General features: G+C 40.7%; 11 protein-coding genes. 10 read left to right on the top strand and 1 reads right to left on the bottom strand.

From position 1 onward, the window contains the following. Positions 1–5: 5 nt before the first annotated feature. The 8 genes from T7867_RS04360 (at position 6) to T7867_RS04325 (ending at position 12,669) form a co-directional block, all read left to right on the top strand. Positions 6–488: a DinB family protein gene (locus tag T7867_RS04360; RefSeq protein WP_322299873.1), complete on the top strand. Its 483-nt coding sequence runs from the start codon at positions 6–8 to the stop codon at positions 486–488. Next, complete coding sequence (locus tag T7867_RS04355) at positions 475–909, top strand: PaaI family thioesterase (RefSeq protein WP_068216159.1); 435 nt, start codon at positions 475–477, stop codon at positions 907–909. Before T7867_RS04360 ends, T7867_RS04355 begins: the two co-directional genes overlap by 14 nt. A gap of 89 nt (positions 910–998) precedes the next feature. Then, positions 999–2,384 (top strand): dipeptidase, encoded by a 1,386-nt coding sequence (locus T7867_RS04350; protein WP_322299872.1) that lies wholly within the window; start codon positions 999–1,001, stop codon positions 2,382–2,384. A 12-nt stretch (positions 2,385–2,396) separates the two neighbouring features. Continuing rightward, complete coding sequence (locus T7867_RS04345) at positions 2,397–4,406, top strand: protein-disulfide reductase DsbD family protein (protein ID WP_322299871.1); 2,010 nt, start codon at positions 2,397–2,399, stop codon at positions 4,404–4,406. A 9-nt stretch (positions 4,407–4,415) separates the two neighbouring features. Beyond that, positions 4,416–6,611, top strand: a complete 2,196-nt coding sequence (locus tag T7867_RS04340; protein ID WP_322299870.1) for a heavy metal translocating P-type ATPase — start codon at positions 4,416–4,418, stop codon at positions 6,609–6,611. Positions 6,612–6,683: 72 nt separating this feature from the next. Continuing rightward, the gene (locus T7867_RS04335; RefSeq protein ID WP_068216146.1) at positions 6,684–7,973 is read left to right on the top strand and encodes a peptidoglycan DD-metalloendopeptidase family protein; all 1,290 of its coding nucleotides are present in this window, start codon (positions 6,684–6,686) and stop codon (positions 7,971–7,973) included. 64 nt (positions 7,974–8,037) lie between these two features. Next, positions 8,038–10,356 carry a patatin-like phospholipase family protein gene (locus tag T7867_RS04330; protein WP_322299869.1) on the top strand — a complete coding sequence of 773 codons (2,319 nt, stop codon included), beginning with the start codon at positions 8,038–8,040 and terminating at the stop codon, positions 10,354–10,356. Between the two features lie 87 nt (positions 10,357–10,443). Continuing rightward, a complete protein-coding gene (locus T7867_RS04325) occupies positions 10,444–12,669 on the top strand; it encodes an OmpA family protein (RefSeq protein WP_084375544.1) in 2,226 nt (741 codons plus the stop codon). Positions 12,670–12,679: 10 nt separating this feature from the next. Here the strand turns inward: T7867_RS04325 and T7867_RS04320 are convergent, their stop codons facing one another. Then, a complete protein-coding gene (locus tag T7867_RS04320; RefSeq protein ID WP_322299868.1) occupies positions 12,680–13,543 on the bottom strand; it encodes a hypothetical protein in 864 nt (287 codons plus the stop codon). Between the two features lie 208 nt (positions 13,544–13,751). Here T7867_RS04320 and T7867_RS04315 point away from each other — a divergent pair, with 208 nt between their 5' ends. Beyond that, positions 13,752–14,288 (top strand): PepSY-associated TM helix domain-containing protein, encoded by a 537-nt coding sequence (locus T7867_RS04315; RefSeq protein WP_322299867.1) that lies wholly within the window; start codon positions 13,752–13,754, stop codon positions 14,286–14,288. A 125-nt stretch (positions 14,289–14,413) separates the two neighbouring features. After that, positions 14,414–17,503, top strand: coding sequence for an AsmA family protein (locus T7867_RS04310; protein WP_322299866.1), 3,090 nt, complete (start codon positions 14,414–14,416; stop codon positions 17,501–17,503). The last annotated feature ends 63 nt before the right edge of the window (positions 17,504–17,566 follow it).

Here is a 17,566-nt window from a genome sequence, read left to right as displayed (position 1 = left end):
TAAGCATGGAAATAATATCAGCAGAACAGTATTTGCAAGAAGACGCAACTGGTAGTTTGGCCGAATTGACAACGGATCACTCAGCAGCTTGGGGTAAAATGACGCCTCAGCATATGGTGGAGCATTTGATCATTACTTTCAAGATGTCAATAGGTAAAATCAATATTCCAATTATCACTAAAGAAGAAGATTGGCCAAAGACAAAAGCTTATTTGATGAAGGATAGCCCAATGAGAAGGAATGTGCCTTCCCCTGTTGGTAATAATGACCTGCTGCCATTACGTTTTCCTGATTTGGAGTCGGCCAAGGCTAAGTTGTTGCAAGAGCGAGATTCCTTTCTTCAGTTTGTAAAAGAAAAGCCTGACTTTTTGGCTAACCATCCTTTTGGTGGTCCTATGAATGCAGAAGAATGGCTACTTTTCCATCGTAAACACTTCAAACATCACTTTATCCAATTCGGACTTATCCCTGATTATGAACAAAACTGAGCATTACGACTTTCTGGTTAAGCTTTTTCATTCTGCACCTATTAACAAAACCATTTTTGTTGGTTCAGATATGTCATTGTCAGATGGAGAAGCCAAGTATGAGCTAACAGTAAAGGAGGAGTTTTTTCATGGTGGAGAAGCCATGCATGGTGCCATTTACTTTAAGCTCTTAGATGATGCCGCCTACTTTGCCTGTGCCACAGAAGTAGACGACTATTTTCTGGTGACCAAGTCTTATCAGATTGAATTCGTTCGGCCAGTAATGGGAGGAAAACTAACAGCTAAAGGGAAACTACTTAAAGCCGATGAAAATGGTTTCCTGGCTTCTTCTGAAATATTGAATGAAGAAGGAAAGGTGGTAGGAAAAGGTGAAGGAATCTTTGTGAAGAGTAGAAAACCTATGCCTAAGCTGAAAGATTAATTCAGTCTTGTCGGCTAAAAGTTAAACTTCTGATCATCGGCCTTTAATTTCATTAGCAATCGATTAAATTGCGCTGAAACGGAGGAAATATGAGCGGAACACAAGATTTTATCAATCAGAATAAAGATAGATTTCTAGAGGAGCTTTTAGACTTATTGAGGATACCTTCAGTAAGTGCAGATAGCCGACATAAGGCTGATGTAAAAAGGGCAGCTGAGTTTATTCAGACAAAATTGACCGAAGCTGGAGCAGATAGAGCTGAAATCTATGAAACTAAAGGCCATCCAATTGTTTATGGCGAAAAGATAGTGGGTTCAAATGTGCCAACCGTACTGGTGTATGGGCACTATGACGTTCAGCCGCCAGATCCATTAGATTTATGGGATTCTCCTCCCTTCGAACCAGTAATTAAGAAAACAGATATTCACCCAGAAGGGGCCATTTTTGCACGTGGTTCATGTGACGATAAGGGGCAAATGTACATGCATGTAAAGGCTTTTGAGGCTATGATGGCAGGAGGCGAACTAGCATGTAACATTAAATTTATTATTGAAGGAGAAGAAGAGGTGGGCTCAGATAACCTCGAGATTTTCCTAGAGGAGCATAAAGAGATGCTGGCTAATGACATTGTGCTGGTTTCAGATACTGGAATTATTGCCAATGATGTGCCTTCAATAACCGTTGGTTTGAGAGGTCTTAGCTACCTAGAAATTGAAGTAACGGGTCCGAACAGAGATCTTCACTCTGGTCTTTATGGTGGAGCGGTGCCAAACCCAATCAATGTGCTTTCAGAAATGATTGCTTCATTGAAAGATGAGAAAAAACGAATCAATATTCCGGGCTTCTACAACGATGTGCTCGAACTGACAGCAGAAGAAAGAGCCGCTATGGCTAGAGCTCCTTTCAGTTTAGAAGCATATAAAAAATCTATCGGCTTAAGTGATGTAGAAGGTGAAGAAGGCTACTCTACTATGGAACGCGCTTCAATTCGCCCGACATTAGATGTTAACGGAATTTGGGGTGGCTACACTGGCGAAGGTGCCAAAACGGTAATCGCTTCTAAAGCTTACGCGAAAATTTCCATGCGCTTGGTGCCACATCAAGACCCAGATAAAATTACGGAGTTATTCCAAAATCATTTCGAGTCAATTGCGCCACCATCAGTAAAGGTTAAAGTGACTCCTCACCACGGAGCATTACCTGCTGTTACTCCTACTGATTCTCCGGCATATTTGGCAGCTGCCAAAGCTATGAAGGAGACTTTCGGAAAAGAGCCTGTTCCTTTTAGAGGCGGTGGATCTATTCCTATCGTTGCTTTGTTTGAACAAATATTGGATAGCAAAACGGTGTTGATGGGCTTTGGACTAGATTCTGATGCTATTCACTCACCAAACGAGCATTACGGAGTATTCAATTACTTTAAAGGAATTGAAACCATTCCTCTGTTCTACAAGTACTTTGCAGAGATGAAGTAATAATCATACAGAATGAAAAGATCAGGAATTTTACTCTTCGCCATTTGGCTGATAACAAGTTTTCAGGTATTTGCTCAGTTCAAAACAACCACAAATTGGTCGTTCGATGCTTCTAAAACAGAAGTTCAGACTGGCGATGAAATAGAGCTCATCTTCAAGGTGAAGATTATTCCTGATTGGTATCTGTACTCCAGCGATATCGATCCTGATGTTGGCCCAATGGTCACCGAAGCTGAATATGAAACAAATGACAGCTTCGAGGTTATTGGAGGGTTAATTCCTGTAGACGCCAAGGAAAAGTATGATGAAATCTGGGGAACTGATGTCACTTATTTTGAAGGAAAAGGAGAGTTCAGGCAGAAGATTAGGGTACTGAAGAAAGACTTGGATATCAGAGGTTCTCTGACTTTCCAGACTTGTACGGATATCGATGGTCAGTGTATTCCTGGAGGAGCAGATTTCGACTTTAACTTTATCAAAGTCACGGGAGGCGAAGACCAAAAAGCACAAAATGATTATAGCGATTTATTGGAAGCTGAAGGAGGAGAATCGCTTTGGGGCTTCTTTCTCGCGGCATTTCTATTTGGTTTGGCGGCATTGCTAACGCCTTGCGTTTTCCCTATGATCCCTATGACGGTGGCTTTCTTCACTAATAGCTCTCAGTCGAAAAAACAGGCAAGAGTAAAAGCAACCACTTATGGGCTCTCCATCATCTTGATCTACATTTTGGTGGGCTTAATCTTCACAAGTTTCTTTGGTGTAGGGTTGGCCAACGATCTGGCTACTGGAGCGATAGCGAATATTATCTTCTTTGCTGTGTTCCTCATTTTCGCCATTTCATTCTTCGGTTATTTTGAGATCAACTTGCCGACAGGCTTTGTGAACAAAATGGATAAGAATGCCAATAAGGGCGGATTCCTTGGAGTGTTCTTTATGGCTTTCACTTTGGTGCTGGTTTCATTCTCATGTACTGGCCCGATTGTCGGAACTGTGTTGATAGAGTCTTTTCAAGGGGCGAAAATCAAACCATTAGTAGGAATGTTAGGCTTCTCATCGGCCTTTGCTATTCCCTTTACCGTATTCGCTTTTTTCCCTGGTATGTTGAAGGACTTACCGAAATCTGGTGGCTGGTTGAATTCGGTTAAAGTGGTTCTCGGGTTCATAGAATTGGCTTTAGGTTTCAAGTTCTTAAGCGTAGCTGATCAGGCCTACCACTGGGGATTATTAGATAGAGAGATATACATTGCCATCTGGTTTGTACTAGCGCTTGGTTTGGCACTATACCTTTTCGGTGTGATCAAATTCCCTCATGATGATAAAAAAACAAAGCTCCAACCACTTAGATTGGGTGTAGCTGTTGCTTCGCTAGCATTTGCGGTTTATTTGTTCACTGGCTTTACTGGCGCACCACTCAATGGCTTGGCAGGTTATCTTCCGCCAGATAAAAAAGCAGACTTTTCGTTTGCGGTAGCCATGGGCTTAGAAGAAGCTCCTGAAGAATTTCAAGTGGCACCAGTGGGTTATGACGGTGAAGTAAAGCATGCCGATTTCCTTGAGCTGCCTCACAACTTGAGAGGCTTCTTTGATTATGAGCAAGCTATGGATTATGCTCAAGAACAAGGTAAACCCGTGTTTATCGATTTCACGGGGCATGGCTGTGTAAACTGTCGAAAAATGGAGCAGTATGTTTGGTCGGCTCCTGAAGTGCTCAATATTCTCAGAAATGATTATGTGGTTTTAGCGCTTTATGTAGATGATAAAACTGAGCTGCCTGAGTCAGAATGGTACACATCTAGCTTCGATGGTAAAGTGAAGAAAACAGTTGGTAAACAGAATTTTGACTTTCAGATTACCCAGTTTAACGGGAACGCACAACCCTATTATGTGTTGTTAGATACAAATGAGCAACCTTTGGTGGCACCACTCTCATACGACCCAAGTGTTGAGAATTTTGTTGAGTTTCTTGAAAATGGCAAAGCCGAATTTGAAAGAAGAACGAGTGCCACAGCGTTGTCTAACTAGACAAAAGCCATGGCAGACAAAATAAGCTTGAAAAAGCAACTCCCTGTAGAAGGAATGACCTGCGCAGCCTGCGCAAACACTGTAGAGAAAACTCTTCAAAAAGCACCTCATGTGGTTTCGGCTAGTGTTAACTATGCCACTCATAAGGTAACTTTAGAAGTAGATGATCAGGCAAACCTGAAAGAGCTTAAGAAACTGGTAAAAAATGCTGGCTATAGCCTTATTCTAGAAGATGAGGTATCTAAGTCGGCCGATGAAAAACTCCAAGAGGTTAAGAAACAGCTGATTGTTGCACTGCCACTAGCTGTTATCATCATGGTGCTGTCCATGTTTGTGGGAGATTTTGCCTACAAGAATTACCTGCTCTTTGCACTTACTCTACCTGTGTTGTTCTATGCAGGCCTGCATTTTTTCAAAGGAGCATTCAGGCTCGCTTTGAAGTTCCAGACCAATATGGATACGCTCATTGCCAGTGGTACTGGAGCGGCATTTCTTTATAGTGTAATCAATACTTTCGCACCAAGTTGGATTGAAAGCTTGGGCCTTCAAGTTCATGTTTATTATGAATCTGCAGCGGTAATTATCGCCTTTATTCTCTTAGGTAAATTCCTCGAAGAGCGAGCAAAGTCAAAATCTTCGGCAGCTATTGAGCAACTCTACAAGCTTCAGGCTAAAAGTGCTATTAGGGTTGAAAACGGCAAAGAAAGAGAGGTTCCTTTAGACGAAGTTGAAATTGGAGATTTACTAATTATCAAAGCTGGAGACCGAGTTCCAGTAGATGGAAGCATAGACAACGGTTCAGGCGTGCTGGATGAAAGCATGCTTACTGGAGAATCAGTTCCTGTAGAAAAACAGAAGGATGATCTGGTGAAGGCTGGTACTTTGCTTAAAAATGGAACGCTTACCATTAAGGCTGAAAACCTGGGTTCTGATACTGCTTTAGGCCAGATCATTCAAATGGTGTCTGATGCTATGGGTTCTAAAGCTCCTGCTCAGAAACTGGCAGATAAGATTTCTTCCATTTTCGTACCTGTGGTTTTGGTTTTGGCTGTCGCCACTTTCATTATCTGGTACAGCCTAGGTAGTGAAAACGCTTTCGCAATGGCCTTCGTGAATACCTTCAGTGTGCTAATTATTGCTTGTCCTTGCGCCTTAGGTTTGGCTACGCCAACAGCTATTATGGTTGGAGTTGGTAAAGCGGCTTCAAAAGGAATACTAATCAAGAATGCTGAAACACTCGAGAAACCAAAGTCTATTAAGGCCTTGCTGTTTGATAAAACTGGTACAATATCTAAAGGTAAGCTAGAGGTAGTTTTCGAAAAGCTCTTTTTTGAAGATGGTGATAGACTTCACCTCTTAAGCATTTTGAATGGAATGGAGTCGCAATCTCACCACCCAATGGCCGATGCTGTGACTCAATATCTGAACGGAAAGTATTCTCTTCTTCCATTTATGATCAATAAGGTCGATACTGTTTCCGGTGTCGGTCTGAAAGCACAAATCGATAATGAGGAATATAGAATTACTGGTTTAAGTGAGCTTGAGAATTTAGATGAGGAGAAGTCTAAGCTTGTAAAGGAGCTAAAAACTGAAGGCAGGTCGGTTGTAGCTTTTTGGAGGAATGAAGAGTTGTTAGCGCTTTATGGCTTGCATGACAATATTAAGCCAGAAACGAAAAGCGCTGTAGAGGCATTAAAGAAACAGGGTTTACACTTAGAGGTACTCTCTGGCGACCATGAAGCTGCTGTTGCTGCGGTGGCACATGATTCCGGAATTTCGGAGTTCAGAGGAGGCTTGCTTCCAGAAGATAAGCTGAAGTACTTAAAAGAGGTGCAGCAAAAATACGGCCCAACTGCTTTTGTGGGTGACGGTATAAATGACGCTCCTGCCCTTGCTCAAGCCGATTTAGGAATAGCTATGAGCACAGGAACGGATGTAGCTATTGAAAGTGCAGATGTAACTCTCATGTCGGGAGATATTAGTAAGATCAGTGAATTCTTTAGGCTTTCTAATCTCATCAGCTCCACTATGAAGCAAAATCTGTTTTGGGCCTTTGTTTACAATGTCATTGCCATACCTATTGCTGCTGGAGTGCTTTATCCTGTTAATGGGTTCTTGCTAAACCCTATGATTGCTGGTGCAGCCATGGCCTTTTCTTCTCTAAGTGTGGTACTTAACAGTTTGAGGCTCAAGGTGCGGAAGTAAGCCTTCCTTCACTTTTTTCATCTTTTTTCGCAGAAATCCTTTACTTTGTCGTTAAGCTCAAAAATAAGGTTAATGAATAAAAAAATTGCGGGTATCGCGGGGACAGCATTAGTAGCAGTCGCAGTAACATTTTTCATCTTTAAATCACAGAATAATGAGGTAGCAGACCCAGAGTTCTTCGATGAACTTCCGGAAGCTTCGATTGAAGAGCCAGTTGAGCCACAGTTTAAGTTTGGTATTCCATTAGACCTCTATGAGGTAGAAGAAGGAAAGATTAAAAGAAATCAGACTTTCGCAGATATTCTGTTACCATTCAACTTAAGTCATCAAGATATTTATTCTATCGATAGAATATCTAAAGATGTTCATAGCGCTAGAAACTTGGTTGTAGGAAAGCCTTACAGCATTTTCTATACTAACGATTCCATTAAGACAGCCTCCTATTTTGTCTATGAGCCTAACAATACGGAGTATGTTATTTATCAGCTATCTGATTCGCTAGCGGTTTACAAAGAGACCAGAGAAATTGAAGTGGTAGAAAAAACTATGGCAGGCTTGATCACGGTTTCGCTAGATCACTCAATTAGAGAGCAAGGTGGCTCTGCAGCTTTAGTCAATGCAGTGGCAGATCTTTACGGCTGGCAAATAGACATGAAAACCCTCTTTAAAGGAGATTGGTTTAAGGTGGTTTACGAAGAAAAACTGGTAGATGGTAAGTCAGTAGGTATTGGTAATATCATTGGTGCTGAATTCAACCACCGTAATAATGATTACAAGGCTTATGCCTTTGATCAAGGTGATGGACTAAATTACTTCGATGAATTGGGCATGAGTAACCAAAAGGCGTTTTTACGTTACCCAGTTGAGTTTTCAAGAATCTCGTCTAGATATAATCCGAATAGGTTTCACCCAGTGTTGAAGAGAAGAACTCCTCACTTAGGAACTGATTTTGCTGCAGGAAGAGGAACTCCAATTAAAGCAGCAGGTGACGGAATCATCACTGAAAGAGGTTATACCAAAGGGAATGGAAACTACGTGAAGATTAAGCATAACTCTACTTACACTACTGGTTATTTGCACATGAGTAAGTTCAGCAACCTGAAAAAAGGTCAAAGAGTGAAAAAGGGAGATGTAATAGGTTATGTAGGAAAAACTGGTCTAGCCACAGGCTACCACCTTTGTTTCAGGTTCTGGAAAAGAGGTCAGCAAGTTGATTTCTTGGCAGAAGACCTTCCTTCAGAAACTCACTTAAAAGAAGATCAGATGATTAAGTTTGAAACTGTAGTTCAACTTACAGACAAAAAACTTAATGACATTGTCGCTCCTTGGGCCGAATCTGGCATAACCGCCAGTAACGAGTAGTTTATTAAAGATTTCTTATACAGAAGCAGGGTTTTGCCCTGCTTTTTTCGTTTATCTTGGTGCCATGAAAAGGGTGCTACTGCTATCTCTGTTGTTTATGCCTTTAATGTCCTTAGGTCAGCAAAAGGTAGGTCTTGTTTTGAGTGGTGGTGGAGCCAAAGGCCTGGCACATATTGGCGTTATCAAAGCGCTTGAAGAGAATGATATTCCCATAGACTACGTGGTTGGCACATCTATGGGGGCGGTTGTTGGAGCATTCTATGCGGCAGGTTATAGCCCAGAAGAACTACAGATGATTGTAGAAGAGCCTTCTTTTCAACACTGGATTGACGGCACCTCTACAGAACGCTATCAATACAATTACACCAAAAGAGAAGATAATGCCTCTTGGTTGTCGCTAGACCTTATCATAGATCCAAGAACTGGTGCTCAGCTAAACTCTCCCTTAGCTAATGACCTGATCATTAATTTCGTCTTAAACGAATACCTTACCCAAGCTGCACAGGCTTCTAATTTTGATTTCACAAAAATGATGGTGCCTTATAAGGCTATTGCTGCTGATGTTTTTACCCAGCAAACATTGGCATTAGACTCGGGTTCGATCATGAAAGCAGTAAGGTCATCTATGGCGGTGCCATTTTTTTACAGACCTATTAAAAATAACGATCAATACCTCTTTGATGGGGGTATATATGACAACTTTCCAGTAGACATTATGAAACGGGATTTTAGTCCCGATGTAGTTATAGGCTCCAATGTGGCTACCAAGCTTAGTGAGACATACCCTTTCGATACTGACGACCAAATTATCAATGATGCTTTGCTCTTTATGTTTTTGGATAAAACAAACCCGAATGTTTTGGGTGAAGGCGATGTATACGTAGAGCCAGACATACAGTCTAACTTTAGTGCCGTAGACTTCGACCAGGTTGAGGCGCTGATAGATTCTGGCTATACTGCTGCGCTGAGAAAGATTCCTGAGCTTAGAGAAAAGATTCAGGGTAGAAGAAACAAGGCTCAGGTTGAGCTGACCAGAAGAGATTTTCATCAAAAATTCAGTCCGTACTCTTTTTATGATCTCCACTTATTTGGGTTCTCTAGCGATCAGGAAAAATTCGTTAGAAAGCTTATTAATTTTAAAGATGGACGTAAAACTGTAACTCAAATTAGTAAGGCTTACTTTCAGCTTGTATCGGAGCCCTACTTTAAGAATGTCTATCCTAATTTCACATACAATGAAGAGGAACAGGCGTATGTTTTAGAGCTTTATCTGAAGTCTACAGCTCAAAACGCTCTTACTGTGCAGTTTGGAGGTAATATATCTACAAGAGAAGTATCTACTTTACAACTCGGTGCTGAACTTAACTCTTTCAAGCGAAAGCTCAATACCTACAAAGTAATGCTCTCTACAGGCAGGTTTTATGAAGCTGTCAACCTTTCAACCCGATTCAATATTAACCCAAAAACAAGGTTTTTTATTCAACCTGACTACCAGTATAATCACTGGGACTACTTAAGTACCGAAGACATTTTTGATGAACAGAGTGACCCACTGATTCTCGATAGAATAGATAGGAGAGTGGGCGGAATAATAGGTATTGGTACTGAAGGTAGAAGTGTGCTGACCTTGGAGAACGGAATGATCAGGAACAGAGATGAGTTTAGTAATACCATCGATCTTTCGTCAGATGATAAACTAGATGTATTCAAGCTGAGAGGCTTTAGGTCTAAGCTCGCTTTTGAAAGAAATAGTCTGAACAAAAAGCAGTTCCCAACAGTGGGTACACGCTTTTATACTGGGGTTAAGTTTATTGGCAGCTCCATAGATTACACTGCCGGAACAACTTCTGCTGAGTACAACACGAATAACCCTATAACACTTTCGAGTAATGAAAACTGGTTTGAGTTTTCCATGAGTTTCGATGAGTACAGCAAAGTAACCGAACGCTATTCTTTTGGTTGGTTGTTCGAGGCAACTTATTCTACCATGTCGCCATTGGATAACTACCGAAGCACACTCATTTACACTCCATCATTTGAGCCAATGTTCGATTCGGAAACATACTTCTTAGATAATTTCAGAGCTCCTGGCTATGTTGGGGCTGGTATGAAGCACCTTTGGCATTTGGGAGGAAGCTTTGATTTTCGCCTAGAACTTTATGGCTTTTTACCATTCAGAACCTTTAATGAAGGCATAACACAAGAGGCTGAAATAGAGATGGGCTTCCAAACGCCACAGTTCAAAGGTATGGGGGCGCTCATTTACGATACGGTGGTTGGTCCGCTAAGTGCCAGAATTAACTACATTCAAGGAAATAGTGCTCCAATAGGACTGATGTTGTCATTTGGTTATCTTATTTTTAATGAGAAATCACACGAATAGCTATTAATGCGCTGTTTGAAGAATGATAAACGCTACTAATCGTTAAAATTGGCTATTTTTAGATCACGTTCAGACGTGCATCTCACCATGAAACACTTACTAAGTATACTATTCATAGTATGCACTTATTTTTCATTAAGTGCTCAAACAACAGTGCAGTGGGCAACACAGGTAGAAGAAGTCTCTTCTGAATTCACGGAGCTGGAAAATTCTTCCAGACAAGCACTACTTAAGCCAAATATTTTACCTGCTGGAGGGAGCAATCCAAATGCTTGGAGGCCTTTTAAGCCTAATACTACTGAGTATATAAAAGTGGGATTTGAATTGCCCATGCCCATAGAGCAGATTGCCATTGGAGAAACCTACAATCCAGGGGCTATTAGTCAGGTGTTTCTTTATGACCCTGAAGGAAACGAATATAAAGTGTACGATCAGCCTGCGGGTCCTGTTCGCGAGCGCTGGAGAATGTTTCGCATATTTTTAGAGAAGACTTCTTACAATGTTTCAGCAGTAAAAGTTGTGCTCGATGGTGCCAAGGTAGATGGATTTAGCGATATAGATTGTATTGGCGTTTCAAACTCAAAAACACCCATCGAGGCTAGAATTAATCTGATGCCGAATATTAACACAAAGCTTCAGGTGTATAGGTTGAACGATCTGGTAAATAGTGATAAGCGTGAGATAAAACCTTTGCTTACCAAAGATGAACAAACACTTTATTTCAGTAGAAGGGGGCACGAAGGCAATGTTGGTGGTCTAGATGATCTGGAAGATATCTGGTATTCTGACTTTGATAAAAAAACTAATGACTGGGGCTTAGCTTACAATATAGGAGAGCCTTTGAATAACCTCGACCCTAACTTTATAAGTGCTTTTCTTCAAGAAGATGAGGAGCTCATCATTCTAGGTAATGAATACCTGAAGGGTGGAATGAATTATGGTTTGTCTAAGAGTAGAAGGTTAGATAAAACTACCTGGACTTACCCACAAAACCTTAAGATTTACAATGACTTAAACGTGCATGAAAACGTTAACTTCTGGCTTACTCCAGATAGTGAGGTGCTGATAATTTCAGAAGAAGGAAGAGGTACAGAAGGGCAAAGAGATCTCTATGTGAGTTTTCAGCAGAAAGATGGCGTATGGACAGAGCCAGTGCACATGGGGCCAGTAATTAACACAGCTGGTGAAGAGGAAGGACCGTTCTTGATGCCAGATAAGAAAACCCTGATTTTTACCTCAAATGGCCACAGTGGGTATGGAAAGAAAGATCTTTTCATGACTCGTAGGCTGGATAATTCTTGGCAAAGTTGGACAGAGCCCGAAAATCTTGGTCCAGTGGTCAATTCTGAGGTAGACGATATGTTCTTGTTCATTCCAAAGAATGGAGGCTTCGGTTACTTCTGTAGAGAGGTTGAAGGGAATGATTTAGACATTCATTCATTCACTCTTCCGTTGGTTTCTCGTCAAATACGCTTGGTGTCTTTATGTGGCAGAATAGTAGATCCTGAAACTCAAGAGCCGTTAGATGCAGAAGTGGTTTTTTCTAGGCTTAGAGATGGTGTTGAGGTAGGACGAGTGAGAACAGATGCAGGAGGAAATTATTGTATTGAACTGCCAGCAGATGAAATTTATAGTTACAGAGCAGAAATACCAGGCTATGTGCCAGTGGGTTCAACCATAGACTTGTTAGATGTTTCTGATCTGAATGTTTATGCGGTTTCGCTTGACAGACTAGATTTGGACAGTGCTAGAGTAGCTTTGGGTGAGCCTATTGAAGTACCCCAAGACGTTGCGAAGGCGGTGGCAATTACTTTGGCCTTACCAGAAATTGAGCGAGATACCTTTGCAGTATTAAACGCGCAAAGAAGAGAGCTGGGTTTACCAGAACTTAGCCAAAATACAATCATTTCTAATGCAGCTACACCAACTGTTTATGCCACTCCACAAATTGTGAAAGCCGCAGCAGGTACATCGTTTATTATCAGAAATGTGTTCTTCGATTTCGATAAGGATTTACTCAAGGAGCAATCATGGATTGAAATGCGCAACCTAGCGAAATTCATGAATGATTACCCTAACTCCATTGTAGAGTTGGGAGGGCATACCGATAGCTATGGAACAGATGCCTACAATGTAGATTTATCTTTCAGAAGAGTAGAAGCTGTTAGAAAGGGGCTGGCTACCTTGGGAATCGATGAAGAGAGATTGCGCTTTGTTTGGTATGGAGAAACAATTCCTATTGCTTCAAATAGAACTAGAATGGGGCGCGCTTTAAATAGAAGGGTAGAGTTTAAGATTTTAAAGCTAGACTAGAAGTCTAGCTTTATTTGGTTTGCGATAGCTTTTTCCCCTTAACAGAAGTTACATACTTGTCTAAGTATTCGCTTTTCAATTCCTGTTTTATCAGGTCGTATCTCAGTATTTTATTAATAATCAGTTGCATAATTTTTTCGTTTCTTTCCGAAGGATATAGCGCGTAGGCTTCTAGTGCTAAATCCATCGCTGTTTTATAATCTTTGTTTAAGTAGAATTTCGCTGCTTCGTTGAAATATTGAAGTCCAGCAAGTTGATTCAGGTCTATGGTTTTGTAGTTGCCTGGCACAATCTTGAAATCTTGGAACCAATCTCCAACTGTGCTCAACTCACTTATTCTACGATAATTAACCCATGGTTGTTCTAGAAGTTTTTCCATTTCGGCAGTAGTTTTCATAAATCCACCAAAAGGAAGGGTAGACTCAAAAACAAAAGAGTCATCATTTACAGATAAATGGAGAAACACATGGTTTGGTAATTCAATAATGCGGTATTCATAGCCAAAGTAATCTAGCAGAATAGCATACAGGGCCGTTCCAGTTAAACAGCCAAACTTGCCACTGGCCAAAGTTTGATCCATAGTGGCCAGCCTATCATATTCATGCAATAGGCTAGTATGAGTTTTGTAGAAAACTGCTTTAAGAAAAGCGTAATCAGATTTTTTTCTGCTTTTAAGTCGTTTTAGCTTGTGAATTAGCCTTTCAAACTTTTCAGTAAAGAAGGTGTCTTGCTCTAAATTATGAAGTGCTAAATAAGGTTTTAGATTTTGTATTGCAGAGGTTTGATTAGATGGTATGGATGTACTTTTTACTTCCTGACCTTTTGTGCTAGTCAGTGTAAACGCAAGTATCCATATAATAATCCATCTCTTCATTTCGCTCCCAATACATGTGAAATAACATGGTGTTGTAAATTTCGGTTAATACAAAGTTAACATTAAATTAATATTAACCAAAAATAGACAATAATACGTTACAAATTGGCTGTGTGTTACGTTGATGTAAATGTTTACGTAATATTATGGTAACATAAAATTACCCTTGCGTTAATTCCCCTTTTTACAGTTATTGCGCCCATTTGATATGAGTACCAAGGGCATAGTAAATTCGGTTAGAAGTTTTAGAAAGTTTCACAAGTGGATGGGTGTAGTGTTGGCCATCTTTTTGTTGCTGAGTGCCCTAACTGGTGTTTTGCTAGGCTGGAAGAAGAACGTAGATCTACTTCAGCCTCCTACTCAATCGGGAGTAGATAAAGCGCTCACTTCTTACAAGCCAGTAGATGAGTTGGCTCTAGCCTCACTTTTAGCCGTTGATTCATTAGGTCTGACTGCAGATAATTTCGATAGAATAGAGTACAGGCCTACCAAAGGGATTGCTAAAGTTATTTTTGATACTGGAAGCTGGGAGGTTCAGGTAGATGCCACCAGCCTTGAGGTACTTTCAGTAGCCAAAAGACATTCTGATTGGATTGAAACAATACATGATGGGTCAATCATTTCTGATGCCTTCAAGCTCGTTTCCATGAACATATTGGGCTTGGGCCTTGTTTTCCTCACTGTAACAGGACTATGGCTTTGGTACGGACCAAAGCGAATCAGAAGCTTAAAATCCAAGGGGTAGCTCTTTACTCTACCTGCCTTTTTCTTGGAGCCCGCCTCTTCATAAATTATTTAATCTTGAAGAGTGTAAGCTTTATGGTTGCCATGTCCTTTATTCTTTAAATTTGAATAGAATTAAACTGAATTATGAAAAAGGTTCTCAAAATTTTTGTTGGCTTCTTACTTGTCATTTTTATAGCCATTCTGCTGATACCAGTATTTTTCAAGGGAAAAATAAAGGAGCTAATTATGAGCGAGTTTTCTAAGAATACTGAGGCTTCACTCTATTTTGACGACTTTAACCTGTCTTTAATTAGGAACTTCCCAAACTTCACGCTGTCCTTAGATAATATGGGAATAATTGGTACAGGGGTATTTGAACAAGATACGCTATTCAAAGTAGGAGAGCTATCGGCTACTGTTAACATGAAGGAGGTGCTTTTTGGGGATGAAATTAGCCTGAAATCAGTTTCGGCTGATGGGGCAGATATCACCATCATTGTGCTGCAAGATGGTACTGCTAACTACGATATTGCCAAGGCTTCTGAAGCTATTGAAGAGCAGGTGGAGGATGAGGAATCGGCCTCGGTAAGCCTTGGGCTAGAGTCTATTTCAATAACGAATAGCGAGTTCGTTTACTTCGACCAAGGGTTGGGTTATTTTATGCAGCTCAGTGGTATGAATGTAAAGGGAGAAGGTGATTTTGCTAATGACATTTTCGACCTTAAAACTACTGGAAGAATTGATGATGTTGAAGTTACTTACCAAGAAGTAGATTACCTCCATAATAAATCTATCGATTTAGATGTGGTGCTTTCCATGGACCTCACCAACTCTAAGTACACCTTTAAAGACAATGTTATTAAAGTCAATGACTTTCCGCTGTCTGCAGATGGTTCTTTTACTATGCTAGAAGATGGTTACGGAATGGATCTTTCTTTCTCTTCTCCAGGTGCCGAGTTCAAGCAATTGCTATCGTTAGTTCCGCCAGCGTATTTAGCGTCATTCGATGAATTGCAGGCCACTGGAAACTTGAGTTTTGCAGGAGCGCTAAATGGCATCTATAGTGACGATAATATGCCTGCATTCAACTTCGGTCTCAACATAAAGGATGGAAACTTCAAGTATCCAGACTTGCCAGATGCTATTAAGAATGTTCAACTCAGTGTGGCAATAGATAACAAAACAGGTGTAATTGAAGACACGCGCATAGACCTTCAAGACCTGCACCTTGAAATGGGCTCTAACCCTTTAGATGCCAAGTTGCTTATTGAGAATCTTAGAGATTATAGAATGACTGCGGCTATAAATGGCCAGCTTAATCTTTCAGAGGTCGGTAATTACTACCCTATGGATGGTTATGCAATGAGAGGCTTGATTAACATAAAGGCCGATGCTAGCGGTGTTTATGACAGCGTCAGAAATATTGTGCCAAAAATGGACATTGGGTTGAGTTTAGAAAACGGCTATATAAAAACACCTGATGTTCCGTCTGCTATCGAAAATCTAACACTTGCTGCAGGAGTAATCAATAAGTCTGGCCAAATGGCAGACACTGAAATTAATGTAGATAACCTTTCTCTTAACCTCGATGGTCAAGAGTTTGTAGCTCAAATGAAGCTGGTAAACCCCGATAATTTTTCTTGGAACGTAAAGTCAAGTGGCTCTTTAGACTTAGAGAAGCTGATGGCTATATATCCTATGGAAGGAATGCAGCTCAAAGGCAAGGTGAATACCAACCTGCAAAGCAATGGTAACATGAAGGATTTAGAGGCTCAGCGCTACAGTAGACTTCCAACATCTGGAGATTTGGTTTTGACGGACTTTAGCTATAAGGGAGATGCTGTTGAGCAAGAAATTACTATATCAAATGCTGAGGCTAGGTTTGATAATAATGCAATTACCCTAGCGAACTATTCAGGAAAGGCCGGTTCTACATCTTACAAAATGAACGGTAAGATAGAAAACTACTTAGGTTTTGCTCTTAACGATGAGGTTTTAACAGGAGTCTTAAGTGTGGAGGCAGATCAACTGAATGTGAATGAGTGGATGACAGATTCTGATGACCTTGAAGAAACTACCGAATCTGGAGAGCCTCTAGAGGTAGTGCGAATACCGGAGAATGTAGTGTTCAATTTAACCACAAGAGTGAATCAAGTGAAGTATAACAGCCTTACGCTAAATAATATGGCTGGGCGCGTAGAGGTTAAAAATGGAGCTGTTGCACTAAATAATGCTGGTTTTGATGCACTAAATGGAAAAGTGTCGGCTACTGGTGAATATGATAGTAAGCCTGAAAAACCAACCTTCGATTTTAAGTTTGGAGCCAAAGAAATCTCAATTCCTGCTTCATTCCAATCTATAGATATGGTGCAAAAAATGGCTCCAGTCACTCAAAACATGACAGGGCTTTTCTCCACTGACTTTAATATTAAGGGGGCATTGGGTTCAGACATGATGCCTGACTATGGTAGTCTTACTGGTGGAGGGCTTATACAAATTCTACAGGCTAGCTTGGGTCAGTCTAATCTACTCTCTGGTTTAGCTAGTGTTACAAAATTGAGCGATGTGGGGGCAGCCACCCTAGATAAAGTAAAGATGACTGCTGAAATAAAAGATGGGAGACTCTTTGTTAAGCCATTCGACCTGAATTTGGGAGACTACAAAACTACTATTGCTGGAAGTACTGGAATAGACGGTTCTATAGATTATACGTTGGCTATGAATGTGCCTGCTGGCCAAGTGGGAGCTCAACTGAATAGTCTGGTTTCATCTTTAACAGGGACTAGCAATAAACTAACTGGAGATAACCTCATTCTGAATATTGGTATGGGCGGAGTTTTCTCTGATCCTAAATTCTCTTTGAAGAGCATTGCTTCTGCCGATGGTAGTGGAATTAAGCAAACTGTTCAGGCAAGTGTAGAGGCCAAAGTAGAGGAGAAAAAGGAAGAGGTAAAGCAAGAAGTTCAGGAAAAAGTAGATGCTGCAAAAGATTCGGCCAGACAGGTTATTCAGGCTAAAACAGATACCGCCAAGGCGAAAATAGATAGTCTTCTTCAGTCTAGAAAAGATAGTATTGCTGCTGTTGCTGCTGGCAAATTAGGGGTAGAGAAAGACTCTGTGGATAAAAAATTGGAAGAAGTAAAAGAAAAGGCAAAAGGGGTATTAGAAGGGCTTCTAAAGAAGAAAAAGAAGCAGACCAAGAAAGAAGATGAAGATGATGGTGGCAGGCCATAAGACGACTTGAGCCAGCCCTTTGTTACAGGTTAAAAGTAGAGTTCATTTAACCTTAACAAAGGA

The organism is Roseivirga spongicola (genome assembly GCF_034376045.1).
GTDB lineage: Bacteria > Bacteroidota > Bacteroidia > Cytophagales > Cyclobacteriaceae > Roseivirga > Roseivirga spongicola.
Note: the sequence above shows the minus strand (reverse complement) of the source record. Positions and strands in the feature narration are given on the sequence as shown.